Raw genomic sequence first — 25,691 nt, forward strand, 5'->3', positions numbered from 1 at the left:
CGAACGATGGCGATGGATGATGCGCTCGCGCCGCGCAGCAGGAGCGCATCGAGCTTAGGGCCGGCCGAGGGTGCCGCACCCACCGCGCGGCTCTGGCATTGGGCCGGTTTTGCGCTGCCTGTGGTGTTTCTGGGCGCGATCGAACTGCTGGTTCGTCTCGGGGTTTTGCCCGCTAACTTAGTGCCTGCGCCCTCGATGATCGCCGGCACGCTGACGCACATGGGCGGAGAGCATCTCGCGCGCCATATCGGCGCCAGTACGCTGCGTGTGTTGGCGGGCTTCGGTATCGGCACGGTGCTCGCGGTGCTCGTCGGCGCCGCGATGGGATTGAGCCGCAAGCTCGAAGCACTCCTCGATCCGTCGTTTCAAGCGCTGCGCGCGATTCCGTCGCTCGCCTGGGTCCCCGTGTTGCTGCTTTGGATGGGCATCGACGAAGCGCCGAAGATCGCGCTCGTGGCGATCGGCGCATTCTTCCCCGTTCACCTGGCGGTGGTGGCGGGCATTCGTAACGTCGAGCGCAAGCTCGTGGAACTCGGGTCGGTTTACCGCTTGAGTCCCTCGCGCATGCTGGTGCGCATCCTGTTGCCGGCGGCACTTCCGCAAATCTTCACGGGACTGCGCACGGGCCTGAGCCTGGCATGGATGTTCGTGGTTGCCGCGGAGCTGATCGCGGCCACGCGCGGCCTTGGTTATCTGTTGAGCGACGGGCGCGAAACCGGGCGGCCCGATATCGTGTTCGGTGCGATCCTTCTGCTCGCGCTAATGGGCAAACTGACCGACGGTGTGATGAAAGCACTTGAAGCACGCGTTCTCGCCTGGCGCGACACGGATACCGGGGAGGGAAGACGATGAGCGATCCGTTGCTCGATGTACAGGTACGGCTCAAGCGGTACGGCGGTCGCGTAGTGCTGAAGGGCGCGCGGCTCGTCGTGCACCCCGGCGAGATCGTGAGCTTGCTCGGTCCGAGCGGTTGCGGCAAGAGCACGCTGCTGCGTATCGCGGCAGGGCTCGATCGCGACTTCGACGGTTCGGTCGGGCTGTGCGGCCTGCCCCTGGACGGTCCCTCGCCGGAACTTGGCGTGGTTTTTCAAGAACCGCGTCTGTTGCCATGGCTCGACGTGGCGGGCAACGTTCGTTTCCCGCTGCGCGCTCACCGGGAAGCCGACGAGCGCGTCGCGGCGCTGCTGGCCGAAGTCGGCTTACCCGGTATGCAAGGACGCTGGCCGAAGGAACTGTCGGGCGGTATGGCGCAACGCGTCGCCATCGCACGCGGGCTGTTTTCACGTCCGAGCGTGCTGCTGCTCGACGAACCGTTCAGCGCTGTCGATGCCATCACGCGAATGCGTCTGCAGGATCTTCTGTTGCAGATCACCCGCGCGCATGAGATGGCGGCCCTCGTGGTGACGCACGACGTGGACGAAGCGCTGCTGCTCTCTGATCGCGTGCTCGTGATGCAAACGGGGCGAAACGGCGCGGGCGGCGGTATCGTGCACGAGTTGCGGGTGGATGCGCCGTATCCGCGCAGCCGCCAAGCGCGAAGCGACGGTGCGTTGCGGTCCGCCTTGCTCGATCGCCTTGCCGCCTCGTTCGAGCAATCCCTCGAAATCGCTGCGGAACGGGTTTAAGGCATCGACACGAGCGGCGAGCGCGGGGTGCCTACGGCACGACTGCCGCGCCGGCGCCAGTGGGCGCCGGCACATTAGCCGTGGAGGGGTTAGAAGTCGAAGCCGGGACCACCGGCACCGGCTCCAGCCGGTGACGCAGCAGGCGCGGCATCCTTTGGCGATTCGTGTACCGTCGCGTCCGTGGTGAGCAGCAGGCTCGCGACCGATGCCGCGTTCTGCAGCGCGGTGCGCGTCACTTTCGTGGGATCGACGACGCCCGTTTCGACGAGATCGCCATATTCGCCCGTGGCCGCGTTATAGCCGAAATTGCCCGATCCTTCCGCGACCTTGGCGACGATCACGCTGGGCTCTTCGCCGGCATTCGCAACGATCTGGCGCAGCGGCTCTTCGAGCGCGCGGCGTACGATGTTCACGCCGGCCGTCTGGTCGGCGTTCGCGCCTTGCAATCCGGCAATCGCTTGTTTGACGCGAATGAGCGCGACGCCGCCGCCCGGCACGATCCCTTCTTCCACGGCGGCGCGCGTGGCGTGCAGCGCATCGTCGACGCGGTCCTTCTTCTCCTTCACTTCGATTTCGGTCGCGCCGCCCACCTTGATGACGGCCACGCCGCCCGCGAGCTTCGCGACCCGCTCCTGAAGTTTCTCTCGGTCGTATTCGGACGTCGCCTCGGCGATCTGAACGCGAATCTGTTTGACCCGCGCCTCGATGTTCGACTTCTGTCCGCCGCCGTCGATCACGGTGGTACTTTCCTTGCCGACCTCGATGCGCTTGGCTTGACCGAGTTCGGCGAGCGTCGCTTTTTCGAGCGTGAGGCCGGTTTCTTCGGCGATCACCTGGCCGCCCGTGAGAATCGCGATGTCTTCGAGCAGCGCCTTGCGCCGGTCGCCGAAGCCCGGTGCCTTGACGGCCACCGTTTTCAAAATGCCCCGGATGTTGTTCACGACGAGCGTGGCGAGCGCTTCGCCTTCCACGTCTTCCGCGATGATCAACAGCGGCCGGCCCGACTTCGCGACTTGTTCGAGCAACGGCAACAGATCGCGAATGTTCGAGATCTTCTTATCGTGCAGCAGGACATACGGCTCTTCGAGCACGGCGAGCTGACGATCCTGATTGTTGATGAAATAGGGCGACAAGTAGCCGCGATCGAATTGCAGACCTTCCACGACATCGAGTTCGTCGGCGAGCGACTTGCCGTCCTCGACGGTAATCACGCCTTCCTTGCCGACGCGGTCGATGGCTTCCGCAATGCGCTGGCCGATCGACTCTTCGCCGTTCGCCGAGATCGTTGCGACCTGGGCGATTTCCTTGCTGGTCGTCGTCGGCTTGCTGATCTTTTTCAGCTCCTCGACGGCCGCCACGACGGCTTTGTCGATCCCGCGCTTTAGATCGAGCGGATTGAGGCCTGCCGCGACGTACTTCTGGCCTTCGCGCACGATGGCCTGTGCGAGCACCGTCGCGGTGGTCGTGCCGTCGCCGGCCGCATCGCTCGTTTTCGAGGCCACTTCCTTGACGAGCTGCGCGCCGATATTTTGCAACTTGTCGGCCAACTCGATTTCCTTGGCCACGGACACGCCGTCCTTCGTCACCGCGGGACTGCCGAAACTGCGTTCTAGCACCACGTTGCGGCCCTTCGGACCTAGCGTGACCTTCACCGCATTGGCGAGCAGATTCACGCCTTCTACCAGTTTGGAACGTGCGTTGTCGCTGAAGACGACTTCTTTGGCTGCCATGTTCGATTCTCCCTCAGGATTGAACGACTGCGACGACGTCTTCCTCGCGCAGCACGAGCAATTCGTTGCCGTCGACCTTCACCGGCTGCCCCGCGTATTTGCCGAACAGCACGCGTTCGCCGACCTTCAGGTCCGGCTCGATGCGCTTGCCGTCGTCGCCGCGGCGGCCCGGACCGACTGCGACGATTTCGCCTTGGTCGGGCTTCTCGGCGGCGCTGTCGGGAATGACGATGCCCGAAGCGGTGCGGGTTTCCTGATCGAGACGCTTCACGATCACACGATCATGTAACGGACGTAGACTCATTTGCTGTTTCCTTCTGAACGATTGAGAGAGCACGGGGTCTCTGCGCTTGCTGCCGTTTCGATCGGCACTCGCTTGCGGCGAGTGCTGCCCGGAAGCCGAGTATAGAAACGGCGCGCAAACGGCTCCAATAACCGATTGGCAGAAGGTTTGCCGGACGCGCGGGATTTGCAATGCACGTTTTGCGCTAAAGGCGCGAGCGCGGCGCGGTAGGCGGCCGTCGCCGCGCCGCTACGACACGCGATCGTCGAGTCAACACATGCCGCCGTTCGCCCGCACGATCTGGCCATTGATCCAGCCGCCTTGCTCGCCGGCCAGGAAGGCGACCACGTTGGCGATGTCGTCGGTCTGGCCCAGCCGCTCCAGCGGATTCATGTGCGCCATCCGATCGATGAGTTCGGGACTCTTGCCGGCGAGAAACAATTCGGTGGCCACGGGCCCGGGCGCGACGGCATTGACGGTGATTTTGCGTCCGCGAAGCTCTTGTGCGAGAACCTGCGTCAATCCCTCGACGGCGCACTTCGTGGCGATATACACCGCATAGGTCGGCAAACGTACGCCGGTCACGCTCGTCGTCAGGTTGATGATGCGGCCGCCGTCGCGCACACGGCGGGCGGCTTCGCGCGAGACATTGAAGGCCCCCTTGAAATTGATGGCCACCGATCGATCGAACGTGGCATCGTCGAAATCGACGATCTTTGCCTGCCGCATCACGCCGGCGCTGTTGACGACCACGTCGATGGCGCCGAAAGTTTTCTGTGCCGCGTCGAACATGGCGATCGTGGCGGCCGGATCGGCGATATCGGCTTTGAAGAGCAGCGCCTGGCCGCCCGCCTCGCGAATCTTGGCGACGACTTCTTCCGCGGGAGCGGAACCGCTCGCATAGTTGACGACGACCTTAAAGCCATCTCGTGCGAGACGAGTCGCGATATCGGCGCCAATGCCGCGCGACGAACCGGTGACGATGGCAACTTTGTCGGACGATGAGGACATACTAGACTCCTTGAGGTGAAAGCCGGATAGTGGTCGGCACTGCGAGATCGAAGGACCGAACCCGGGCACTTGGATCGAAATGGGGGATGGAAACGGTGTGGCGGCGCGCTCGCTTATGCGCCGTTGTGGACGCGTGGCGTCAGCAGCTCTGATAGCCCCACCCGGTGCAGCATTTCGGCGCGCAGACGATCGAGAACCGTGAAGCCGACATTGGCGCCGTCTTCGGTCGGATCGACGTGCACGCGGAACGGACGCTTGCCGAACGGCGCATCGACGACTTTGACGATGGCGTCGGCAACGAGGCCCGCATCGGCTTCGGGCGGCACGATGGCGGCGAAGGCTTCTTGAACTTGCTTGCCGAAGCCGGCATAGGGCCCTGACTCGTACTCGTCCGCGCGCGTCTGATCGGCGGGGAGCGCGGCGTGCGCGAAGTGATTGGTGCCACGCGTGAATGCGCCCGGCACGATGATCGACGTTTCGATACCCCAACGCGAGAGTTCGCGCGCATAGAGCACGGCGATCGCATCCATGGCGGCCTTGGCGCCGAAGTAGGGCGCGAGGTAGGGCGGCGTTCCGCCGGCCACGCTGCTGCTCGATACCCATACGACGAGCCCTTGCCGCTGCTTGCGCAGATGGGGAAGCACCGCGCGATTGACCCGCTGCGTGCTGACCACGTTGACGTCGTAAAGCTGCGCATACTGTTCCGGCGTGAACGCTTCGGCCGGGCCGTACGCCATATGGCCTGCGTTGTGAATCAGCACGTCGATGCGTCCGGCATCGGCGATGACCTTGGCGACCGCCTCGTCCACCGACGTGTCCGACGATACATCCATTTCAATCGGGCGGAGGTCCAGGTGGGCTTGGCGAGCCTGTGAGGACATGGCCTCGACGACCGATGCGTTGCGGCCGTGCGTATCGCGCATCGACGCATAGACGGTGTATCCGGCTTTCGCCAGCGCTTCGGCGCTGAGCCGGCCGAAGCCGCTGGATGCGCCGGTGATGAGAACGACTTGGCTCATGATCGAATCTCCTTGAGCGGTTGGATGAAGTGACGCGCGAGTGCGCGCGATAACGGTCGAAGTCACGCGTCGTGCGCGTCTTGGGCAGTGCGGGCGGGGAGCGGTGTCCATCGCTGCTCGATGCGTCCGAACTTCCATATCGAAGCCGAGACCGCCCATGTGGCGATGAAGAGCGCGACGATGGCATAGCCGGCGCGGTTGAGATCGATGCCCGACGCCCACGTCCACATTGAGCGGTGCGCGCCGAGACCGGCATCGAGCAGACCGAGCACTTCGATGCCGGCGATGCCTACCGCGACGCTCGTGGATAGGCCGGTCACGATCAGGTTGTAATAGACCTTGCGCACGGGTTTATCGAGCGCCCACGCGTACGCGTAGCTCATGAACGAGCCGTCGATCGTGTCGAAGAGCAGCATGCCGGCGGCGAACAATACCGGTAGGCATAGGGCTGCGTACCACGGCAGCCCGGATGCGGCGCCCGAGCCCGTCAGCACGAGCAGCGCGATTTCCGTCGCCGTGTCGAAGCCGAGGCCGAACAGCAAGCCCACCCAATACATCTGCGCGGGTTTGCGTACGATGCGCATCAAGGGCGCGAGGATGCGCGCCAGTAGGCCGCGGTTTTCAAGGCGTTGCGTAAGATGCTCGTCGTCGAAGCGCCCCGCCTTCATTTGCCGAAAGATCCTCACGATGTCGCGCAACGCGACGACGTTCTGGAGCGCGATCAGAAATAGAAAGCCACTCGAAACGATGGCGCCCAGGACAGCGGCCGACGTGTGCCACGACGAGCCGCTATCGATCAAATGGCTCGACACGGACCGCATGCCGAGCGCGATCGAGAGCGATAGTCCGAAAACGATGCTCGAATGACCGAACGAGAACCAAAAGCCGATCGATGACGACGCCTTCCCTTCGCCGACGAACTTGCGCGTCGTGTTATCGATGGCGGCGATATGGTCCGCGTCGAATGCATGACGCATGCCGAGCGCGTACGCGGCGATACCCGCGCCGATGCCGAACGCGGTGGACCCCACGCCGCGATGCGGCTGGGCAACCGAGGCGAACAGCGTGCCCCACCCGAGGGCGTGCAGGAGCGCGATGAAAGCGCCGATCCCGACGATGGGGTGCGTCGCTTTAGGCGAGTGAGATAAGGTGCGGCGTCGGAACCGGAGCACGGCCCCGGCGCCATCTCGGCGTATAGACATGGCGGCCTCGTCAAATGAGGGAAGCGCGGCTGGCACGTTGAACGTGCGCCCCGGTGTTATGCGACGGCTTTGGGCACGTACGGAAAGGTCGCCGAAGGTTTCGACGTGACGGATTCTTTTCCGATGCCGAGGCTAATCGGCGTATTCGCCGCGATCGTAAACATGACGTCGGGCGCGTTGTCCGTCATGTTCCGCCCGTTCCAGAGCGCGACGCCGAATACGGCGGGCGTCCCCACGGTGTACGGAAGAACGTTCGGCAAAAAGCGGTGGGCGACGGCGGTGGCGTAGCCGAGCGGGTCTTCGGTCGTGCCGTTGGCCCGCACCGCGCCGGCGATCGACTCGATGAGCAGCGCGCCATAGGTCTGGAGGTCGTCGGCGGGACGGCCCGCATTGAGTCTATCGCCGAGCGTTTCGTTGTACTGCGTGAAGAGCGGATGAATCATCGGCAGGCCGACGCGGTTGATCGAACGCCAGCCCCCGGCATCGGTGGCGAGCGTCGCCACCGCCCATACGCCGATTTTCCGGTTCGCGCCGGCTGCCGCCAGCAGTTCGGCGTCGGACACTTCGAGTACGATCGAGTAGACCGTGTGTCCCGCGAAAAGATTGCGTGCGTGGGCGGGTTGCCAGCCGCCGAGGTCGAGCGGCGCGCCGTCTTGGAACGCGTGACCTACCGCATGCAGTACGTCGGGCTCGATCCAAAAAGGATCGCCTGCCAAACCGGCCCACACACGAATGCCCGAGGATGTCGCGACGATCTCATCCGTGCTGCCTCGTGCCACCACTTCGCCTTGCGCATGAGGATCGACTGCCTCGGCGCCGGCAATCCGCCGCAAGACGTAGCGTTGTGTTCCTTTTGCATCGCGTTCGTCGAACGTGATGCGATACGTCAGATCCTCGATGGCATCGTTGTCGAGATCGATCTTGAATTCGTAGAAGCCTTCGGGATGGTAGCCGGGCGTACGTGCGTCGCCGGCTATCGAGTGGCAGACGTTGATGACGAATGCGGTGCCGGTCTCGCCGCGGAAGCAGTAGAGATCCGTGATATCGAGGCGCACGTCCTGCCGGGCGAGCGGGGAGTCGAGATGATGGGACATGATTCGATCCTTTCCGTGATGTCGATGACGAGGGGCCGCGCCGCGGGGGAGGCCCCGATTGCGGCGCATGGCGCTGGACGACGGAAAGGAGTGTGGCGCGCGCGTGGGATGCGCGCTGTCGGCAAACGAATGGGTTTTGCCGAATTGCACGGTGAGGACGCGACGCGTGTCGCGCCGCGGACCGGCTACGGGTTAGCGGCTTTGCTTTGCTCCGCGGCGATACGCGAGAGGCGCAGCATGCCAATCGCGATTAGCGTGGTGGCAGCCGACACGAACACATACCAGCCGGCGGCCCCGCGCGTCCCCGCCCAAGCATTGAACGAAGCGACGACGAAAGGCGTCGTGCCGCCGAACAGCGCCACGCCGGTAGCGTAGACGAGGGACATGGCGACGGCGCGGCCGCGTCGCGGAAACATCTCCAGAATGAGGGCGATGGTCGGGCCGCCGGCAAGTGCGGATAGCCCCGCGAACAGCGCGACCACGGCAAGCAGCGCGATCGGTTGCGGATGGACCGCGGCGTAGTGAAACGCCGGCACGACCGCCGCCATCGTCAGCGCGCGGGCGCAGGCGATGGTCCGCAGGCGGCCGATACGGTCCGCGAGCCAACCGCCCGCTACCGAGAGCGCCAGCGTGACAGAGCCCACGACGGCGGTCGTCGCAAACGACGCATAGGCGGACGGCGAGGTACCGGTCACGCCGAACGTCGTCACGTAGGTTGCCACATACGTGGGCACGGTCCCGCCGAAAATGAGTATTACGGCGAGAACCCATTGCCCGCGCAACGGACTGAGCATGCCGCGCACCGGCTGCTCGCCGAGCGGCGGCTGCGACGTCTCCGCGATATGGCGGCGCAGATGGATTTGAACCGGAATCAGTGCGCCGGCGAGCATAAATGGAGCGCGCCAACCCCAGTGTTCGATTTGCGCCGACGTGAGGAACGCGTGTAGCGCGATGCCGCACGTGCCGGCCGCCACGAGCGCCAGTCCTTGCCCTGCCATCAGCCAACCGGCGTAGAGGCTCTTTTGTCGCGGTGGGCAATGTTCGATCAATAGGGCTCCCGACGAACCCATTTCTCCGCCGACGGCCACGCCCTGAAGGATCCGGCAGAGCAATACCGCTACCGGCGCAGCGACGCCGAGCACGGCATAGCCCGGGATGAGCGCAACCCCGAGCGAGCCGGCGGTGACGAGCGCCGCCGTCAGCAGCAGTGCCGGCTTGCGCCCGGCGATGTCCGCCTGCAAGCCGATGAGCAGCGCACCGATCGGGCGCGAGAGAAATCCGGCCGCAAACGTGCCGAGAGACAGCAATGTCGCGGAGACCCCCCCCGCATGCGGGAAAAACGCTCGCCCAATCGATGCGGCGAACAGCGTGTAACAGAAGTAGTCGAAGAACTCGATCGCGTTCGCCAGCACGATCGTGGCGAGCGTGGCGCGTGCGAGACGCGGCGAAACCGTATCGTCCGCGTGGCCGTGGAAAGGGTAGAGCGGCATGCGAAAGCGGCGCGTTAGAGCGAGCCGTGGTTCTCGTTCGGCCCTCGCCTCGCATCCGCGCCGAGTACTCCGGCGGAACGCGCGCGGGCCGAACGCGGCAGCGTGAAGCAAAACCGGGTGCCGGATTCGCCCGTGTCCGCCACCCAGATCGAGCCCCCGTGCGCCTCGACGATCGACTTCGAGATCGGCAAGCCCATACCCATTCCATCGCTCTTGGTGCTGGACAGCGGCTGGAAGATCGCATCGGGCTGCAAGGACTTGATCCCGCCGCCCGAGTCGATGACTTCGAATAGCGTCTGCGTGTCGTTGTAGGGACGCGCCCGCACGGTCAGCAGCGGCGCGCGGCCGTGCGCGTTCGCCGCGGCGATCGCATGGATGCCGTTGATCAAAAGATTCGTCAACACCTGCTGCAGTTGGATCCGGTCGGCATATGCCGTCAATGCCGGTTCGATTTCCTTTGCCAGCGTGATCGCATTGGCATTCGCCTCCGACGCGATCAGCAGCATCGCGGAGTCGACGATCTCGGCGCAGTCGAGTTCGACCGCCTCGACGGGCGCGCCGGCGAGAAAGCCCCGCAGACGCCGGCAAATACCCACGATGTCATCGGTCCATTGCGACGCGTGACGGAACGCGGCCAGTGCCTCGGCGATATCGGGCGCGGGGCGGTCCAGCCAGCGCACGGCGGCGTCCAGGCCGGTGCGGACCGCGCCGAGCGGCTGGCCGATCTCGTGCGTGATCGACGCGACGAGCTGTCCGACCATCGACACGCGCGCCGTGCGCGCCATCTGTGCGCGCAGCGCCTGCAGCCTGTCGGCGTTCTCCTTATGCTCGGTGACGTCGAACGCGTAGAAGTGCAGCCGTCGATACGCGTCGACGTCCTTCGGGAGTGAGCAGCGCCAGACGATCGGTACTTTGCGGCCGGTGAGCGTGGTCAGGACCCGCTCGCCCTGGCACGAGGTCCGGCCTTCGAACATCGCACGCAACACTTGCGAGTTGCTGAACCGGTTTGCCGGAAGCAACTCGCGCGACCACGCGAAAAAGGTCTCCTTCGATTCTGCATCGAAGAGGGCGAGCGTCGCGTCGTTGGCATCGACGAACGCGTGCAATTCGCGCAATTTGTCGATGACCTCGGGGTGTTGATCGATAAACGATTCGAAGTCGTTCACGCCGCTCGTCCTGAGCGAGTCGATCCATGCTTTGATGCCCGACCAGTCCTCGATCAGGATCGGGATCGGCGCGTCGCGGAATAGCCCGTCAGTCTCGACCGGCGCGTCGCTCACGGAGCGCGTGGACGCGTCCAACGGTTTCCGTGTCGGCGCGGTTATCGCCTGGGCATTGTGCTCGTTCATGCGGCAGATCCCGATGAGGGGCAGGTGGACAACTTTCCCTGAACTATGGCGGCGGGAAGTCGCGAGAAGAAAGTTGCCGCGATTATACAAAATCAAAAGGGGCGCAAACCGCAAAATGCGTCCCGTGATTTCGTTTCGACGACTTCTTCGATCCGAGGAAAGTTATCTGATCAGCCGCGGGCAGTCCGCGCGGGCTCGGAGGATCCCGCGCGCAGCCATGCACGGTCACCCGCCGAAGTAGGGCGTGCAAAAGCTAATGGGGCCGCTGCACGAGGTTGCCGCGCCGGTGCCCCCACCCGCGTGGGTGTGCGTGCCGCTTGCCGCCATGGCGCTCATCGGTGTGCCGCCGACATCGGCCGCCACCTGCTGTTGCTCGGCGCCGACCTTCGCCTCGGCCGCCTGAATATCCGCGGGATACCGCGGATCGTCTCCGGCCGCTAGGTTGTAGCCGGCTTGCTCCACGCGGATTAGATCGGCGCGCACTTGCGCGCGTGTCAGCGGCGTAGTGCTCTGAGCGAAGCTCAGCGCGGGAGCGGCGAATGTGCCGATGACGAGAATGAAGCAAGCAAGCTTATTCATGATGAGACTCCTTCCGGTGAGTGAGGCGCGAAACACGTTCCGCGGCCGACACGCGCGGCGGGCGGCTTCTCGCTGCTCGCGTTTCACGGCGTGTCACCCGTGTTTACGCCTGCGGTCGCAGCTTTATTCCTTGCGATAACCGCGCGCCGCTCAGCTTGGTTGAAATTGGCGATCTCGACGCCGGGCCCCCGCGGAAACATATTTTGTGCGCGACGGCTGTATGGCGCGCGATACGGCAAGACTCTGTGTGTTCATGGTCCATACCCGACCTATACGGACATATAGGGCAGCCGATCCCTCCAACGAGCCGGCCGGCGTCCGGCCCGCGTCAATGCGTTGCCGCGCGCGCATCGGTTAAACCTTCATATAACGTGGTCAAACGATCGACGGGTCCGGGCCACCCTTTCCGGGCTTGAACCAACCGAACGTACGTCTACTTCGGCGGATCGAGTTTCGATACCTTGTCTTCAACGCGCCGTCATGCCCGCGCGCCGTGCATCTCCGATCCCGTTAGGTAGCCAGCCATGCTTCTCTTAACACCGAAACGTTCCGAGTTAGCGGACGCGCGCATCGCGGCGCATGCCGCCGCTCGCCCCGTGTCCAGTCCCATCAGCGTCGAGCGCGTGTGGCGCGAGCCCGAAGCGGCGTACGACGCCGACATCGTGCTTTCGCGTTGGACGCGCAACGCGCGGCAGCCGGTCGAACTCGTCAACGCGGGCAGCCAGCGCTGGCACTGCATCGGCATCAACCTGAAGTGCACGACCGTGACGTTCGCGCATGCGGGCCGTACGCTCGTGCAAGGCCGCGTGACGCCGGGCGCCGCGCAGGTCACGGCACCCGGCGTGGCGTGCAGCGCGGTGTTCGATGCGCCGAGCGACGTGCTGCATCTATTCGCATCGCAATCGGTCTTTGCCGAATGCTATGAAGACCTATTCGGCCGGCCGCATGGGGGCGATATCGTCATCGACGATCCGCGCCTCGTGCGCGATCCGGCGCTTGAACGCCTCGGCCAGGCGCTGGCCGTCTCGCACACGCAGGATGCCGCGCTCGGCAAGGTGTTCGCCGACAGCGTGAGCCTTGCGATCGTCTCGCGCATCGTCGCGCGGCACTTCGCGGTACGGCCGAGCGATGCCGGGAGCGCCGCCGCACTACCCGCATGGCGCATGCGACGGACCATCGAGTACGTCGATGCCCACCTTGGCGATCCGATCGGCCTCGAAGACATGGCGCAAAGCGCGGGGCTCACGCGCATGCACTTCGCGGCGCAATTCCGCCGTGCGACCGGCCTGCGACCGCACGAGTATTTGATGCGGCGGCGCATCGAGCACGCGCAGCAGTTGCTGCTCGAAACGCGCCACGGGGTATTGGATGTGGCGTTGAGTTGCGGTTTCCGCTCTCAGGCGCATTTCACGGCGGTATTCAAACGCTTCGTCGGCGAGACGCCCCACTGCTGGCGGACCCGAGCGAATGCCGATCGATGAGAGGGTTCCGGCGCTCGGCGGCCGCCCCTATACCTACATATGATTTTCGCGCCGGAGCGTTTTCATTAAGATGGGGTTCGACCTGGCGGGCCGTTCCGGCTCGCTTTGAACGTCATTTCGGCCGAGGACCCGTTGCTTGCACATGAATCCGATCGTTTCGATTGTCGACGACGACGAGTCCGTGCGCGTCGCAACCTCGAGCCTCGTCCGCTCGCTGGGCTGGACGGCAAGGCAGTACGCATCGGCGGAGGAGTTCCTTGGTTGCGGCGACATCGATGGCGTGGCCTGCATCATCTCGGATATTCAGATGCCGGGCATTTCGGGGCTGGAGATGTACCGGCGTTTGCTCGAGACAGGCATCGACGTGCCTGTTATTTTCATTTCGGCCTTCGCGTCGGAGCTCGTGCACCGGCAAGCGCTCGAAATCGGTGCGCTTTGCGTGCTGAGCAAACCAGTCGATGCGGCGGCCGTGTCACGTCATCTGGAAGCGGTAAAGGCCGGTGGCGCGGGTACCGAGCGTTGAGTGCGTCGTCATGGTCATGCTAGTGGCGTGCGCGGTGGGCCTGTTCGCAATTGCCGCCACGGCGATCCTCGCGTTGCGCAATCGGACCGATATGCCCACGCCCCGCGTCCCCCCGGACGTGATCGAGCGCATCGCCGCGCAGCATGCGCTCGAGCGCTCGCGGGCGGAACTGGCGAATGCCGAGCGAACGACGATGCTCGGCGAGATGGCTGCCTCCATCGCCCACGACGTGACCCAGCCGCTGGCCGCGATCGTGACGGCGGGCGACGCCGCTTTGCGGTGGCTCGATAGGCCGCGGCCGGACGTGGCGGAAGCGCGGCAATCGATCGAGCACATGATTCGCGATGCGAAACGCTCGGCCGACGTGATCGGCCGCATGCGCGCCATAGCGCGCAAACGCGCACGCGAAGACGCATTGCTCGATCTGAATACGGTTGTGAGAGAATCGCTCGATCTCCTCGGGCATGAGATCGAGCGTCACGGCGTCGAACTCGAAACCGACTACGCGATGGCGCCGCAGCGCGTGCGCGGCGATCGCGCGCAGCTAAAGCAGGTGGTCGTCAATCTCGTGCTAAACGCGGTGCAGGCCATGTCGGGCGTGAACGCCGGTGCGCGCCGCTTGCTGATTCGTACGCGCGCGTTTGACGATCGCCATGTGCAGGTGATCGTCGAGGACACGGGAGTGGGAATCCGCCAAGCCGACTTCGATCGGCTCTTTAGCGCTTTTTATACGACGAAGGTCGATGGCATGGGCATGGGACTGTCGATTTGCCGGTCCATCGTCGAAGCGCACGGCGGCCGTATCTGGGCCGAATGCCGAGCCCATCCGGGGACCGTCATGCAGTTCGTATTGCCAGTCGATGAGGACATCTCCAATGAGCACTGAGGCACAAGAGTCTGTCGGACAATCGATCGTCTACGTCGTCGACGACGATGAGTCGATGCGAACGGCGGTCGACATGCTGCTTCGGTCGGTGGGGTTGCGCGTCGAATCCTTCGCGTCGGCGCAGGAGTTCCTTGCATTCGACAAGCCCGACGTGCCGAGCTGCCTCGTTCTCGATGTGCGCCTCAAAGGTCAAAGCGGTCTCGCGGTTCAAGAGCAAATCGCGGCCGCCGAGTTGCATCTGCCGATCATCTTCATGACCGCGTACGGCGATATCGCGATGTCGGTGAAGGCGATGAAGGCCGGCGCCGTGGATTTTCTCGCCAAGCCGTTCCGCGAGCAGGACATGATCGATGCGGTGACGTCCGCGCTGGCGCGAGACGAGCAGTGCCGAGGCGAAGTTCGGTCGCTCGCCGCGCTTCGGCGCTTGTATGCGGCGCTGACCGCACGAGAACGTGAGGTGATGGCATTCGTGGCGAGCGGGCTGATGAACAAACAAATCGCGGCGGCCATGAATCTGAGCGAAATCACCGTCAAGATTCATCGCGGCCAAGCGATGAAGAAGATGGAGTCGCGTTCGTTGGCCGACTTCGTCCGCAAGGCGGAGGCGCTCGGCATTACTGAACCGGGCGATACCGCTGTCCCGGCCAAGATTCGGAGCAGTTGAAACCGGCGCTGGAGCCGGTCCGAACGTTCGGCCGACGCCGCGGGCGGCACGACCGCTATGATTTTCGGGGTTGCCGCGGCGGCATGGAGGACGACTCGTGAGTATCAACTTCGATCTGAACGACTTGCAGGCGTTCCGCGCCGTGGCGGAGTTGGGGAGCTTTCGCAAGGCCGCGGAGGCCGTCAATATTTCGCAGCCGGCCTTGAGTCGCCGCATCGATAAGCTGGAAGAAGCGCTCGGCGTGCGACTCTTCGAGCGCACCACGCGCAGCGTCACGCTAACCACAATCGGCCGCGTATTCGTGCCGAGCGCCGAACAACTGCTCGACGATCTCGACGCCGCGCTGCTCGGCATCCGCGATGTGTCGACGAGCCGTCTGGGTCATGTGACGATCGCCTGCGTGCCGTCGGTGGCGTACTACTTCTTGCCGAGCGTGATCTCGACCTATCGCCGCCGCTTTCCGCGGATCAGAGTCAAGTTGCTCGATTCGAGCGCCAACGAGGTCCTCGCCGCCGTGCTCAGCGGCGAAGCCGATTTCGGCGTGAGCTTTATGGGCAGCCAGGATCCGGAGGTCGAATTCAAATCGCTGCTGGAGGAGCGCTTCGTGGCGGCGTGCCGCCGCGATCACCCTCTGGCCGGCAAGAAGCGCGTGACCTGGAACGAGCTCTACGAGCACGAGTATGTCTCGGTGGATAAGACGTCCAGCAACCGCTTGCTGCTCGATCGGGCGTTATCGGCAGTCACGCCGCGCGCACCGAGCGTCTGCGAGACACGGCACGTGACGACGATGCTCGGCTTGGTGGAAGCGGGTCTCGGCGTCGCCGCGGTGCCGTCGATGGCCATGCCCGGGAACAATCACCCCGTTCTCACGAGCGTGCCACTCGTCGAACCCGTCGTGAAGCGCCGCGTGGGTATCGTGAAGCGTCGCGGCCGCTCGTTGACGCCGGCCGCCCAGGAATTTTACAAAGCGATCGTCGAGAAGCGGCGCGGAGATGGTGCGGACGAAGGCATCGCAAGTAAGAAGGCCCCATCGAAAGCGAGGAAGCGCGCCGCTGTCTAGCTCGACTCAATGGCCGGAAACGCTATCGAGCCCCGTCGATTGGACTTGCGCCTGCACGCCGGGCGAAGCGAGATACTCGAGCAAGGCTTTCGCTTCCTGCGGATGCTGTGCATGGACGGAAATGCCGGCCGCGTAGCGCGTGATCGATTGCAGCGACTCGGGGATCTTGCCGACGAACGTTGCGCCTTTGACGGATAGCAGTTCGCTGACCTGCTGAAAGCCGACTTCGTAGTCGCCATTGGCGACGACCGAGGCCACCGGGATCCTCGGAATCATCTTCGCTTTCGGCTTGACCTGATCCTCGATGCCGAGCTTTCTAAACAACTCTCGTTCGATATAAGCGCCGCTCGCACTGTCCGAGTAGGCGATCGATTTGGCATGCAAGAGGGTCTGCCGCAGGCCATCGGGCGTGCTGATGTCGGGCTTCGCGGCGCCTTCGCGCACGACCATGCCGATGCGCGAATCGGCGAGCTCGACGCGCGATCCGGGGATGACTTCGCCGTTTTGGATCAGCGCGTCGAGTGCGTATCCGACCATGATGACCGCGTCGGCTTGTTCGCCGCGCGCAAGCCGGTTGGGAATTGCTTCGGGCGATTGGCCCATCGACGGGCCAAGCTGGGTGTCGAGCGTGTTGCCGGTCGCGGCGGCGAACTTGGGGCCGAGTAACTTGTACGCGGCCGTGAACCCGCCGGAGCTCATCACATGGAGATCGGCTGCTTGCACGTTAACCGTCGCGGCCGACGTTGCGACGAGTGCCGCCGCGCATAGTTTCCGGAAAAGATTTCTCATGATTGGACTGGCATCGAATGGCAGGTGATCGAAAATGGCAAATAAGCGAGCAGATAAGATGCCTAACGGTGCGCCGGCGTCAAAGCCGCTGCGTGCCGGCGATAAAGCGCGAGCGTCGCAATGAGGGCGCAGGCCGCGGCGAAGCTCATCCAGTAGCCGGGCGCGGCTTTGTCGCCGGTCATATGAATGAGCGCCGTCGATATCGCGGGAGTGAAGCCGCCGAACACCGCGGTTGCCAAGCTATAAGCGAGCGAGAATCCCGCGACCCGTACATGCGCCGGCATCACTTCCGTCAGGGCAACGACCATTGCGCCGTTATACATGCCGTACATGAACGAGAGCCAGAGCAGCACGAGCAGCATATTCGCGAAGCTCGGCGCGTGTGCAAGCAGCGACAGTGCCGGGTATGCGGTCGCGATGTTCAGCAACGTCATGCCGATCAGCAACGGGCGGCGGCCGATCTTGTCGGACAACGCGCCGCCGATCGGAAGCCACACGAAGTTGGACACGGCGACACAGAGCGTGACGAGTAAGCTATCGGCGGTGCTCAGGTGGAGGACTGTCTTGCCGAACGTCGGCGCATAGACCGTGATGAGATAAAAACTCGAGGTGGTCATCGCGACCAGCATCGCGCCTGCGACGACGACGGCCCAATTTTGCCCCAGTGTGCGAAACACCTCGCTCATGCCCGGGCGATGCTGACGTGCCTTGAATTCCCGCGTTTCTTCCAGGTTGCGGCGAAGCAAGAAGATGAACGGTACGATCATGCAGCCGACGAAGAACGGAATGCGCCATCCCCAGGCCGCGATGGCTGCGGCGCTGAGCAATTCGTGCAGCGCGAAGCCCAGCCCCGCCGCAATGACGATCGCGACTTGCTGACTCGCGGACTGCCAACTCGTAAAGAACCCCTTGCGGCCCGGCGTCGCCATTTCCGCCAGGTATACCGAGACCCCACCTAACTCCGCGCCGGCGGAAAAGCCTTGCAGCAGCCGTCCGGCCAAAACGAGTGCGGGCGCCAACAAGCCTATCGCGCCGTAGTCGGGTACGAACGCGATGAGCAGCGTGCCGCTCGCCATGATCGAAAGCGTGACGATGAGCCCTTTGCGACGGCCCACCTCGTCGATATAAGCGCCGAGTACGATCGCCCCCAGCGGCCGCATCAAGAAGCCGGCTCCGAAGACCGCGAACGTCATCATCAACGAGGCGAATTCGCTTCCTGCGGGAAAGAAGACTCCGGCGATCTGCGTCGCATAGAAACCGAACAGAAAGAAGTCGAACTGTTCGAGGAAGTTTCCGGCTGTCACGCGCAAGACCGTCGCGGCCTTCGAGCGTCCCGGCGAAAGGGAGGAGGGGGAGGGATGCATCGGGGTGTCTCCTGAGATTCCGAAAGGGGCGGTGGCTCGCTCTTCGTCGTTTCAGGGATATTCGCCCGCGGCCGGATAAACGATAAGTGCAATGTTTCGAACGATTGATGTGTTTTCATTATCAATCGGCCGAACGCAACGATTGCGCGCGCCATTTCGCGGGTGTGATACCGACCTGCCGTTTAAAAACGCGTTGGAAGGCGGCTTCCGATCGATATCCCACCGCTTCGCCGATCTCGGCGACAGGCAGCCTCGTTTGCGCGAGTTTTCGGCCCGCGATCGCCATGCGAATTTCCGTCAGCACGTCGCTCGGAGAGCGGCCGATTGCTTCGTCGAAATGACGAGCGAAGGTGGCGCGCGACATATGACATAGCTCGGCGAGCGCCGGCAGCGTCCACGGCTTGCCGGGTTCGTCGAACATCGCCGCGAGCGCCGGTTGCAGACGCTGACGCTGCGCGAGCGCAAGCAAGCCGCGTGGCGCTTCGCCGCTATCGGAGGCGCAGCGCAGGGTCAGTGCAAATAGCGCGCCGGAAAGCTGATTCACGACCGTCTCGCTGCCCGGGCGCAACTCGAATGCTTCCTCGCGCATCAAGTCGATGACACGGGCCAGCCGGCTCGCCGCGAAGGCGGCGTCGCACGCCGGTCCCTGCGCCGCGCCGACGCTGCTCACGAGCAGACGCCCCGGTAGGTGATCGCGCATCAATTGCCGCGGGACGGCCGGCAGCACGAAGCGGCCGCATAGAACGTCGGCGCCCTCGCGCTTGCTGCTGTTCGTGACGACGCTCAATTCGCCGACATGTTGCTCGCGCACCGCCCGCGGCGACTTGCCGCTGCCGTCGTGCAATCTATGCGCGCCGCCGGCGGGGAACAATACGATATCGCCGGCCTTCATGTGAAGCGCCGGTTCGCCGTTCTGCGCGGCGCCGGTTTCGACGATCGCCTCCCCGCGCAGCAGCACGTGATAAGGAATCTCCCACTCGCTCGACGCGGGATGGTCGATGCGCCAAGGGGCGCCGAAATGGCACCGTACGTCGAGCCGGCCGGTGACCGGCATCAGCGACAGCAGTCGATCCAATAGTTGCATGTGAGTCAATTGAGCATAATTTTGCGAAATTATGGCATTAAACAACTCGACGCGCCTCAGTACACTGCCTCCCATGCCATACGACATGGCTAACGCGCTCAACCACCGATCAACACTGAACAAAGGAGTCCATCATGTCCCGTCTGCATACCATTCGCCCTGAAGACGCCACCGGCCCGGCAGCGGAAGTGTTCGCCAAGCTCAAGAAAGCCGTCGGCAAGGTGCCCAACGCCTACGCGACCGTGGGCTCGCAGAGCCCCGAGGCGCTGAACGCGGCGCTCGCATTCGATGCGGCGGTTGCCGCGAGTACGCTCGCCAAGGCGGACATCGAAGTCATCAAGCTCGTCGTGAGTGAACACGTGGGCTGTGACTATTGCGTGGCCGCGCATACGCTGATGGGCAAGCTCGCCGGATTATCGAGCGATGCGATGAAACAAGTGCGCGCCGGGGTTGCAACGGGGGATGCGAAGCGGGACGCGCTCGTCACGTATGTTCGTGCGCTTGTCGGTACGCGCGGCACTGTCCCGGAGGCGGTCGTCGATGCGGTGCGCGCGGCCGGCTATACGGAGCGGCAGCTCATCGAAATCAATCTCGCGATCGCGTCGATCACGTTCACGAATCTCGTGAATCGCGTGAACGATACGACGCTGGATTTTCCGTCTGTCGCGTAGGTAGATATCGTAGTATCGGGTCTAGACTGGTAAGCGCTGTCAACCCGATACCGATTTCGTTCGCCCATGCTGACCTCCCTTGCGATTTCCAACTATCGATCGATTCGCGAGCTAGTTATCCCGCTGAGTCGCCTGAACGTGGTCACGGGCGCGAACGGCAGCGGTAAGTCGAATCTCTATCGCGCATTGAGCTTGTTGGCCGGCGTCGCGCAGGACGGCATCGTCGGACCGCTCGCGAGGGAGGGCGGGCTGCAGTCGGTTCTTTGGGCGGGCCCGGACGATCGCTCCGGCCGCATGCGGCGAGGCGACGTGCCGGTGCAGGCTCGCGCCAAGGGATCGCCGCCGCCTCGTTTGCGGCTGGGATTCAATGGCGAAGACTTCGGCTACGCGGTCAGCATGGGGATCGTAACGGGTTATGGAAACGAGGATAGGGAGACGTCGTCGTCATTCACGCTCGATCCCGAGTTCAAACGCGAGTCGATCTGGTGCGGGCCCCTTCTGCGTCCGGCCGCCGTTCTCGTGGATCGCGAGGGCGGCGTGGTACGGCGCAGGACGGATGATGGATGGGCTGTCGTGACTCAGCACCTGCCGCGCTACGAGAGCCTGTTTTCGCAGATCGGTAGAGACTCCGTGAGCCCGGAGGTTTTTCACGTTCGCGAGTCGATGCGAAGTTGGCGGTTTTACGACCACTTCCGCATCGATCCCGATGCGCCTGCCCGCCGTCCCCAAATCGGTACGCGTACCTCGGTGCTGCATCATGACGGCCGGGACCTCGCCGCGGCCTGGCAGACGATTCGAGAGATCGGCGATCGCGAGGCGCTCGACGATGCCGTTGCCGATGCGTTCCCGGGCGCGAGCGTCAAGATAGATAGCCAGCCCGGCGGGCTTTTCTCATTGCAGTTCAACCAGCACGGGCTGATGCGTCCGTTGACGGCAGCCGAGTTGTCGGACGGCACACTTCGGTATCTGCTGCTCGTTTGCGCGCTGTTGACGGCGAGGCCGCCCGATCTGATGGTACTGAACGAACCGGAAGCCAGTCTGCATCCGGATTTGATGCCCGCGCTCGGGCGTTTGATACGTCAGGCGGCACGTCATACCCAGATCTGGGTGATCTCGCATTCGTCGCGGCTGGCGGCGGCGCTCGAGGAAGATCCCGAATGCAACTGCCTCGAACTCGAAAAGACGTTCTCGGAAACGGCGCTCGCCGGTCAGGGGCTATTGGATCGTCCCGCCTGGCGGTGGGCCGACTAAGGATCGCCCGGTCTTATCCCCCGCTAACCCACCGTTCTTCCGAAGCCATCAAGTGCGCGCGCATCGCCGTTTGCGCAGCGATGGGGTCGCCGGCTTGCAGAGCCTTGAGCACGGCCTCATGCTCGTGCACGGCGACCGTCCAGGTTTGCGGGTTTTCCGTATGGTCCCGCATCGCAGCGGCGATTGGATCATGCCGACTATCGAACAGCTCGCCCACGTAACGGCTCAGCACCGAATTGCCCGCGGCTTCGGCGATCAACATGTGAAATTGCCGGTCCGCCTCGACCGGCGATTTGCCGGCCGTGGCCAATCTGCGCATCCGATCCACCGTACGGCGCAACCGGTCGAGGATGGCCGCGGTCATATGCGCCGTCGCCAGCACGACCACGCTGCCTTCGATCGTCGCTCGCGCTTGCATCAATTCCGACGGACTGTCGCCTAGCGCGCTCACGGTGCCCGCCGCGTCCTCGCTCGCTTCGCAAACGTAGACGCCCGATCCCATCCGGATCTCCACTTGCCCGCCGATCTCCAGCGCGATCAGCGCCTCGCGCAGCGACGGGCGCGATACGCCCAGCTTCAGCGCGAGTTCTCGCTCGGGCGGCAGGCGCTCGCCCGCCGGGAATTCGCCCTGACGAATCAACGCGAGGATCTGGGTAGCGACGGATTGGTAAAGCCGCTTGGGTTCTGTCGATTTCATCTTCTGCCTGAAAAGGCCCTGCTCACGACCATGTACGTTGCGTCGGAGTCTAGCACGAGGGTCCGCTGCCGTTGCCTGGCAAGCGATTCGGCGATCCATAGGGTTTTCACCATTGGTAAGATGGGTTTAAGTAAACGAACATTGGCTTGACCAAGTCGATGATTTTGTCTTTAATTCAGCAAAATTGGACTGACCGGATAGAAGCCAGGTCGGCCGTACATGGAGACGGGATGACAGTGCTCAGCAGTTCGCCAAGCGTTGCCGTGACCGATCGCGATGCGCCGGGGCGCGAGATCCTGCGCCTCGAAGGCGTCGTGAAGCGCTTTCCGGGCGTGGTCGCGCTCGACGGCATTCGTCTGGACCTTCGGGCGGGAGAGGTGCACGCGGTCTGCGGCGAGAACGGCGCCGGCAAATCGACGCTGATGAAAATCATCAGCGGCCAGTACCAGCCCGACGAGGGCACGATTCACTATCGCAACGCGCCGGTCCGGTTCGGTTCGACTGCCGAAGCCCAGGCAGCCGGCATCGCCATCATTCATCAAGAACTGAACCTGGTTCCGCATTTGAGCGTGGCGGAGAATTTGTTTCTCGCTCGCGAGCCGAAGCGCGGGCCGTTCGTCGATACCCGCAAGCTCAACGCCGACGCCGCGCGCTGCTTACAGCGCATCGGCCTTCATGTCGCCCCCACGACGCTCGTCGGCACGCTCTCGATCGCGCAGCAACAGATGGTGGAGATCGCGAAGGCACTCTCGTTCGATGCGAGCGTGCTGATCATGGACGAGCCGACGTCGTCGCTCACCGAATCGGAAACAGCCCAGCTTTTTCGGATCATTCAAGAACTGCGCTCGGCGGGTGTCGCGATCCTTTACATCTCGCATCGGCTCGACGAGATGGCCCAGATCGTGGACCGCGTGACGATCTTGCGCGACGGCCGGCATATTTCGACAGACGAGTTCGCCGCGCTGACGGTGAACGACATCGTCGCGCGCATGGTCGGTCGATCGCTCGATGACGCCTATCCCACCCGGCAATCGGTTCCTACCGGCGAGGTGCTGCTGAGCGCGCGCGACCTGCGCCGCGACGGCGTGTTCGGGCCGGTCTCGTTCGAATTGCGCAAAGGGGAAATCCTCGGCTTCGCGGGCCTCATGGGCGCCGGCCGCACGGAAGTCGCGCGCGCGATCTTCGGCGCCGACCGGTTGGACGACGGGACCCTCGAATTGCACGGCGAGCGCTTGACGATCCGGTCCCCGCGCGAAGCGATTCGTCATGGCATCGCCTACTTATCGGAAGACCGCAAGCAAGAAGGCTTAGCCCTCGGGATGTCGGTCGCCGCGAATATCACGCTTTCGAACGTCGGCGCCGTCTCGTCGCGCACGGGCTTCCTGCGCTTCGCCGAGGAAGCCGAGATCGCGCGTCGCTATGTGCGCGATCTATCGATTCGCACACCGTCGATCGAGCAGATCGTTCGCAATTTGTCGGGCGGTAATCAGCAGAAGGTCGTCATCGGTAAATGGCTTTATCGCGGATCGAAGATTTTCTTCTTCGACGAACCCACGCGCGGGATCGACGTCGGCGCGAAGTTCGCGATTTACGGGCTTATGGATCGGCTTGCGGCCGACGGCGTCGGCGTCGTGCTGATCAGTTCGGAATTGCCTGAACTGCTGGGCATGACCGATCGGATCGCCGTCTTTCACGAGGGCTGCATCACCGCGGTTCTCGAAACGAAACAAACCAGTCAGGAGGAGATCATGCACTTTGCTTCGGGGCGCACCCATGCTTGAAATGACTTCGGATCGTAGCCAAAGCACCGACCGCTCGGCGCAGCAGCGGCGCCGCGACCTCATTCAGAAGTTCGCGGCCCTCGGCAGTCTCGTGGCGCTCGTCATTGCGTTTTCGGTCTCCAGCTCGGCGTTCTTTTCGGTCGGCAACATGATGACCGTCAGTTTGCAAGTGACGTCGATCGCCTATTTGGGCGTTGCCGCCACCTGCGTCATCATCACGGGCGGCATCGACTTGTCCGTCGGCTCGGTACTCGCGCTCGCGGGCGTCTCGGCCGCACTGCTCGCCAAGGCCGGAATACCTGTGCCCCTCGCCATGCTGTGCGGCGTACTCGTGGGCGCGCTATGCGGCTACGTCAACGGCATCTGCGTGACGCGCATGGGCTTGCCGCCGTTCATTGCGACGCTCGGCATGATGCTGGTCGCGCGCGGTCTCGCTCTACAGATCACCGGCGCCCGGCCGGTCTCCGATTTGAGCAATGCGTTCGGCGTTCTAGGTAACGGCGCATTGTTCCGAATTTCTCGCATCGGCGCGGACGGATTTCCGGATACGACCTTCCCGGGCATTCCCTATCCCGTCGTCATCATGGTCGTGTTCTTCATTGCGGGCGCCATTCTGCTCTCGAAGACGTCGCTCGGCCGGCACATCTACGCGGTCGGCTCCAACCCCGAGGCGGCGCGTCTCTCGGGTGTCCATGTAAGCGGCGTGAAGATGTTCACCTACGTGCTCTCCGGCGCATTGGCCGGCGTCACCGGCTGCGTGCTGATGTCGCGCCTCGTGACGGGCCAGCCCAACGAAGGCGTCATGTATGAACTCGATGCGATCGCCAGCGCCGTGATCGGCGGAACGTCGCTGATGGGCGGCGTCGGAACGATCTCGGGCACGGCGATCGGCGCGTTCGTGATCGGCGTGCTGCGCAACGGCCTGAATATGAACGGGGTATCGAGTTTCATCCAGCAGATCATCATCGGCGTCGTGATTCTAGGCACCGTTTGGATCGATCAGATGCGAAGCAGGAAGCGGTAATCGAGCGTAGTTCAATCATCAAAAAAGAGGAGCGAGACATGGGCAGGCTTTCGATTTTTGCGGTATCGGCAATGTTGTGCGCGGCGTTCAGCACGGGCGCCTACGCGGCGGGCGGCGAGATCGCCGTGATCGTGAAAACGGTCAATTCGAACTACTGGCAGAACGTGCAGAAAGGCGCGAAGGCCGCGCTCGACGACGCGAAGGGATACACGATGACGTTCCAAGGTCCGGCGGCCGAATCGGATATCACCGATGAAGTCAACATGGTCGAGAACGCCGTCAATCGGCATGTGGCGGGTATCGTGCTGGCGCCGTCGGATCCCGATGCGCTCGTTCCCGCGATCAAGAAAGCCTGGGAAGCGCACATCCCGGTCGTGTTGATCGACTCCGCGCTGTCCGATTCCGGCAAGCAGTATTACCAGTCGTTCTTGTCGACCGATAACGAGAAGGCCGGCGAGCTTTGCGCGCAGGCCTTGATCGATCGTGTCGGACAGACCGGCAAGATTGCGCTCATGTCGTATGTGCCGGGCGCGGGTTCGGAAATCGGGCGTGTCGGCGGCTTCAAGAAGTATCTCGCGGCGCACTCGAAACTGCAGATCGTCGGGCCGTACTACTCGCAGTCTCAGATGGCGACGGCGCTCAATCAAACCACCGACGTGCTTTCCGCGAACCCCGATCTGAAGGGCATTTTCGGTGCGAACGAGCCTACCGCGATCGGGGTGGGCCGTGCGCTCAAGCAATCGGGCAAGGCCGGCAAAGTCGTGGCGATCGGGTTCGACGGCAATCAGGATCTGCAAAATTTCGTGCGCGACGGGACGATTCAAGGGATCGCCGTGCAAGGCTCGTATCAGATGGGCTACAAGGGCATTCAAACGGTCGTGAACGTCATCGAACGCAAGCCCGTCGCCAAGGATATCGATACGGGCGTCGTGATGGTCGATAAGCAGAATCTCGACTCTCCCGCGGCGAAGAACGTCCTTTATTAACGATGTGGTTGGGCCCGCGTCGGCGCCGAGAAACCGGCGCGGGTTTAT

The 25,691-nt window shown here is 63.6% G+C and carries 25 protein-coding genes; 12 read left to right on the forward strand and 13 right to left on the reverse strand.

Annotated features, from left to right (window positions below; genetic code table 11):
• Nucleotides 1–6: 6 nt before the first annotated feature.
• The gene (locus tag DXT59_RS18470) at nt 7–852 is read left to right on the forward strand and encodes an ABC transporter permease (protein ID WP_116138314.1); all 846 of its coding nucleotides are present in this window, start codon (nt 7–9) and stop codon (nt 850–852) included.
• The gene (locus tag DXT59_RS18475) at nt 849–1,625 is read left to right on the forward strand and encodes an ABC transporter ATP-binding protein (protein WP_116138315.1); all 777 of its coding nucleotides are present in this window, start codon (nt 849–851) and stop codon (nt 1,623–1,625) included. Before DXT59_RS18470 ends, DXT59_RS18475 begins: the two co-directional genes overlap by 4 nt.
• Before the next feature lie 89 nt (nt 1,626–1,714).
• On the opposite strand, the gene groL is transcribed toward DXT59_RS18475, so the two are convergent.
• From groL to DXT59_RS18520, 9 genes are all read right to left on the reverse strand, one after another.
• The gene (groL, locus tag DXT59_RS18480; protein WP_116138316.1) at nt 1,715–3,355 is read right to left on the reverse strand and encodes a chaperonin GroEL; all 1,641 of its coding nucleotides are present in this window, start codon (nt 3,353–3,355) and stop codon (nt 1,715–1,717) included.
• Nucleotides 3,356–3,368: 13 nt separating this feature from the next.
• On the reverse strand, nt 3,369–3,659 hold the full coding sequence (locus tag DXT59_RS18485; RefSeq protein WP_116138317.1) for a co-chaperone GroES: 291 nt from the start codon (nt 3,657–3,659) through the stop codon (nt 3,369–3,371).
• 249 nt (nt 3,660–3,908) lie between these two features.
• Nucleotides 3,909–4,649, reverse strand: coding sequence for an SDR family oxidoreductase (locus DXT59_RS18490; protein ID WP_116138318.1), 741 nt, complete (start codon nt 4,647–4,649; stop codon nt 3,909–3,911).
• Nucleotides 4,650–4,762: 113 nt separating this feature from the next.
• Nucleotides 4,763–5,668: an SDR family oxidoreductase gene (locus DXT59_RS18495; protein WP_116138319.1), complete on the reverse strand. Its 906-nt coding sequence runs from the start codon at nt 5,666–5,668 to the stop codon at nt 4,763–4,765.
• 62 nt (nt 5,669–5,730) lie between these two features.
• A complete protein-coding gene (gene nicT / locus DXT59_RS18500; RefSeq protein WP_116138320.1) occupies nt 5,731–6,870 on the reverse strand; it encodes a Nickel transporter NicT in 1,140 nt (379 codons plus the stop codon).
• Nucleotides 6,871–6,926: 56 nt separating this feature from the next.
• Nucleotides 6,927–7,964, reverse strand: coding sequence for a DUF4331 family protein (locus DXT59_RS18505; RefSeq protein WP_116138321.1), 1,038 nt, complete (start codon nt 7,962–7,964; stop codon nt 6,927–6,929).
• Nucleotides 7,965–8,149: 185 nt separating this feature from the next.
• The gene (locus DXT59_RS18510; RefSeq protein WP_116138322.1) at nt 8,150–9,454 is read right to left on the reverse strand and encodes an MFS transporter; all 1,305 of its coding nucleotides are present in this window, start codon (nt 9,452–9,454) and stop codon (nt 8,150–8,152) included.
• A 14-nt stretch (nt 9,455–9,468) separates the two neighbouring features.
• Nucleotides 9,469–10,803, reverse strand: coding sequence for a PAS domain-containing sensor histidine kinase (locus DXT59_RS18515; RefSeq protein WP_116138323.1), 1,335 nt, complete (start codon nt 10,801–10,803; stop codon nt 9,469–9,471).
• Between the two features lie 225 nt (nt 10,804–11,028).
• Nucleotides 11,029–11,382 carry a DUF4148 domain-containing protein gene (locus tag DXT59_RS18520; protein ID WP_116138324.1) on the reverse strand — a complete coding sequence of 118 codons (354 nt, stop codon included), beginning with the start codon at nt 11,380–11,382 and terminating at the stop codon, nt 11,029–11,031.
• 524 nt (nt 11,383–11,906) lie between these two features.
• Here DXT59_RS18520 and DXT59_RS18525 point away from each other — a divergent pair.
• From DXT59_RS18525 to DXT59_RS18545, 5 genes are all read left to right on the forward strand, one after another.
• Nucleotides 11,907–12,863 (forward strand): helix-turn-helix domain-containing protein, encoded by a 957-nt coding sequence (locus DXT59_RS18525; protein ID WP_116138325.1) that lies wholly within the window; start codon nt 11,907–11,909, stop codon nt 12,861–12,863.
• A 136-nt stretch (nt 12,864–12,999) separates the two neighbouring features.
• Nucleotides 13,000–13,386 carry a response regulator transcription factor gene (locus tag DXT59_RS18530; RefSeq protein ID WP_116138326.1) on the forward strand — a complete coding sequence of 129 codons (387 nt, stop codon included), beginning with the start codon at nt 13,000–13,002 and terminating at the stop codon, nt 13,384–13,386.
• A 10-nt stretch (nt 13,387–13,396) separates the two neighbouring features.
• Complete coding sequence (locus DXT59_RS18535; protein ID WP_116138327.1) at nt 13,397–14,272, forward strand: sensor histidine kinase; 876 nt, start codon at nt 13,397–13,399, stop codon at nt 14,270–14,272.
• Nucleotides 14,262–14,936: a response regulator transcription factor gene (locus tag DXT59_RS18540; RefSeq protein ID WP_116138328.1), complete on the forward strand. Its 675-nt coding sequence runs from the start codon at nt 14,262–14,264 to the stop codon at nt 14,934–14,936. The genes DXT59_RS18535 and DXT59_RS18540 overlap by 11 nt, the downstream gene beginning before the upstream one ends.
• A gap of 97 nt (nt 14,937–15,033) precedes the next feature.
• Nucleotides 15,034–15,996 carry a LysR family transcriptional regulator gene (locus DXT59_RS18545; RefSeq protein ID WP_116138329.1) on the forward strand — a complete coding sequence of 321 codons (963 nt, stop codon included), beginning with the start codon at nt 15,034–15,036 and terminating at the stop codon, nt 15,994–15,996.
• A gap of 6 nt (nt 15,997–16,002) precedes the next feature.
• Here the strand turns inward: DXT59_RS18545 and DXT59_RS18550 are convergent, their stop codons facing one another.
• The 3 genes from DXT59_RS18550 to DXT59_RS18560 all read right to left on the reverse strand — a co-directional run bounded on the left by DXT59_RS18550 (nt 16,003) and on the right by DXT59_RS18560 (nt 19,233).
• The gene (locus DXT59_RS18550) at nt 16,003–16,785 is read right to left on the reverse strand and encodes a substrate-binding domain-containing protein (RefSeq protein ID WP_116138330.1); all 783 of its coding nucleotides are present in this window, start codon (nt 16,783–16,785) and stop codon (nt 16,003–16,005) included.
• Between the two features lie 62 nt (nt 16,786–16,847).
• Nucleotides 16,848–18,149 carry an MFS transporter gene (gene tcuC / locus DXT59_RS18555; RefSeq protein ID WP_116138331.1) on the reverse strand — a complete coding sequence of 434 codons (1,302 nt, stop codon included), beginning with the start codon at nt 18,147–18,149 and terminating at the stop codon, nt 16,848–16,850.
• Nucleotides 18,150–18,270: 121 nt separating this feature from the next.
• A complete protein-coding gene (locus DXT59_RS18560) occupies nt 18,271–19,233 on the reverse strand; it encodes a cupin domain-containing protein (RefSeq protein ID WP_116138332.1) in 963 nt (320 codons plus the stop codon).
• Nucleotides 19,234–19,367: 134 nt separating this feature from the next.
• On the opposite strand from DXT59_RS18560, the gene DXT59_RS18565 reads away from it, so the two are divergent.
• Nucleotides 19,368–19,904 carry a carboxymuconolactone decarboxylase family protein gene (locus DXT59_RS18565; RefSeq protein WP_116138333.1) on the forward strand — a complete coding sequence of 179 codons (537 nt, stop codon included), beginning with the start codon at nt 19,368–19,370 and terminating at the stop codon, nt 19,902–19,904.
• 66 nt (nt 19,905–19,970) lie between these two features.
• Nucleotides 19,971–21,155: an AAA family ATPase gene (locus DXT59_RS18570; RefSeq protein WP_116138334.1), complete on the forward strand. Its 1,185-nt coding sequence runs from the start codon at nt 19,971–19,973 to the stop codon at nt 21,153–21,155.
• A gap of 13 nt (nt 21,156–21,168) precedes the next feature.
• On the opposite strand, the gene DXT59_RS18575 is transcribed toward DXT59_RS18570, so the two are convergent.
• On the reverse strand, nt 21,169–21,852 hold the full coding sequence (locus tag DXT59_RS18575; RefSeq protein ID WP_116138335.1) for a FadR/GntR family transcriptional regulator: 684 nt from the start codon (nt 21,850–21,852) through the stop codon (nt 21,169–21,171).
• 230 nt (nt 21,853–22,082) lie between these two features.
• Between DXT59_RS18575 and DXT59_RS18580 the strand changes: the two genes are divergently transcribed.
• From DXT59_RS18580 to DXT59_RS18590, 3 genes are read left to right on the forward strand one after another with little or no spacing between them, the layout of a single operon-like run.
• Nucleotides 22,083–23,633 (forward strand): sugar ABC transporter ATP-binding protein, encoded by a 1,551-nt coding sequence (locus DXT59_RS18580; protein WP_116138336.1) that lies wholly within the window; start codon nt 22,083–22,085, stop codon nt 23,631–23,633.
• Nucleotides 23,626–24,657, forward strand: a complete 1,032-nt coding sequence (locus DXT59_RS18585) for an ABC transporter permease (RefSeq protein ID WP_116138337.1) — start codon at nt 23,626–23,628, stop codon at nt 24,655–24,657. The genes DXT59_RS18580 and DXT59_RS18585 overlap by 8 nt, the downstream gene beginning before the upstream one ends.
• Nucleotides 24,658–24,695: 38 nt before the next feature.
• A complete protein-coding gene (locus tag DXT59_RS18590; protein WP_116138338.1) occupies nt 24,696–25,643 on the forward strand; it encodes an ABC transporter substrate-binding protein in 948 nt (315 codons plus the stop codon).
• The last annotated feature ends 48 nt before the right edge of the window (nt 25,644–25,691 follow it).

Origin of the sequence: Trinickia diaoshuihuensis, from assembly GCF_003390925.1 — a bacterium.
Lineage (GTDB): Bacteria > Pseudomonadota > Gammaproteobacteria > Burkholderiales > Burkholderiaceae > Trinickia > Trinickia diaoshuihuensis.

Bases quoted from the DNA above. Each gene is read 5' to 3' on its own strand.
- DXT59_RS18485 (WP_116138317.1), bottom strand. From the start codon at position 3,659: ATGAGTCTACGTCCGTTACATGATCGTGTGATCGTGAAGCGTCTCGAT.
- nicT (WP_116138320.1), bottom strand. From the start codon at position 6,870: ATGTCTATACGCCGAGATGGCGCCGGGGCCGTGCTCCGGTTCCGACGC.
- DXT59_RS18540 (WP_116138328.1), top strand. From the start codon at position 14,262: ATGAGCACTGAGGCACAAGAGTCTGTCGGACAATCGATCGTCTACGTC.
- DXT59_RS18580 (WP_116138336.1), top strand. From the start codon at position 22,083: ATGACAGTGCTCAGCAGTTCGCCAAGCGTTGCCGTGACCGATCGCGAT.
- tcuC (WP_116138331.1), bottom strand. From the start codon at position 18,149: ATGCATCCCTCCCCCTCCTCCCTTTCGCCGGGACGCTCGAAGGCCGCG.
- DXT59_RS18535 (WP_116138327.1), top strand. From the start codon at position 13,397: ATGGTCATGCTAGTGGCGTGCGCGGTGGGCCTGTTCGCAATTGCCGCC.
- DXT59_RS18520 (WP_116138324.1), bottom strand. From the start codon at position 11,382: ATGAATAAGCTTGCTTGCTTCATTCTCGTCATCGGCACATTCGCCGCT.
- DXT59_RS18470 (WP_116138314.1), top strand. From the start codon at position 7: ATGGCGATGGATGATGCGCTCGCGCCGCGCAGCAGGAGCGCATCGAGC.
- DXT59_RS18495 (WP_116138319.1), bottom strand. From the start codon at position 5,668: ATGAGCCAAGTCGTTCTCATCACCGGCGCATCCAGCGGCTTCGGCCGG.
- DXT59_RS18550 (WP_116138330.1), bottom strand. From the start codon at position 16,785: ATGAGAAATCTTTTCCGGAAACTATGCGCGGCGGCACTCGTCGCAACG.
- DXT59_RS18570 (WP_116138334.1), top strand. From the start codon at position 19,971: ATGCTGACCTCCCTTGCGATTTCCAACTATCGATCGATTCGCGAGCTA.
- groL (WP_116138316.1), bottom strand. From the start codon at position 3,355: ATGGCAGCCAAAGAAGTCGTCTTCAGCGACAACGCACGTTCCAAACTG.
- DXT59_RS18585 (WP_116138337.1), top strand. From the start codon at position 23,626: ATGCTTGAAATGACTTCGGATCGTAGCCAAAGCACCGACCGCTCGGCG.
- DXT59_RS18575 (WP_116138335.1), bottom strand. From the start codon at position 21,852: ATGAAATCGACAGAACCCAAGCGGCTTTACCAATCCGTCGCTACCCAG.
- DXT59_RS18560 (WP_116138332.1), bottom strand. From the start codon at position 19,233: ATGCAACTATTGGATCGACTGCTGTCGCTGATGCCGGTCACCGGCCGG.
- DXT59_RS18475 (WP_116138315.1), top strand. From the start codon at position 849: ATGAGCGATCCGTTGCTCGATGTACAGGTACGGCTCAAGCGGTACGGC.
- DXT59_RS18505 (WP_116138321.1), bottom strand. From the start codon at position 7,964: ATGTCCCATCATCTCGACTCCCCGCTCGCCCGGCAGGACGTGCGCCTC.
- DXT59_RS18515 (WP_116138323.1), bottom strand. From the start codon at position 10,803: ATGAACGAGCACAATGCCCAGGCGATAACCGCGCCGACACGGAAACCG.
- DXT59_RS18590 (WP_116138338.1), top strand. From the start codon at position 24,696: ATGGGCAGGCTTTCGATTTTTGCGGTATCGGCAATGTTGTGCGCGGCG.
- DXT59_RS18510 (WP_116138322.1), bottom strand. From the start codon at position 9,454: ATGCCGCTCTACCCTTTCCACGGCCACGCGGACGATACGGTTTCGCCG.
- DXT59_RS18565 (WP_116138333.1), top strand. From the start codon at position 19,368: ATGTCCCGTCTGCATACCATTCGCCCTGAAGACGCCACCGGCCCGGCA.
- DXT59_RS18525 (WP_116138325.1), top strand. From the start codon at position 11,907: ATGCTTCTCTTAACACCGAAACGTTCCGAGTTAGCGGACGCGCGCATC.
- DXT59_RS18490 (WP_116138318.1), bottom strand. From the start codon at position 4,649: ATGTCCTCATCGTCCGACAAAGTTGCCATCGTCACCGGTTCGTCGCGC.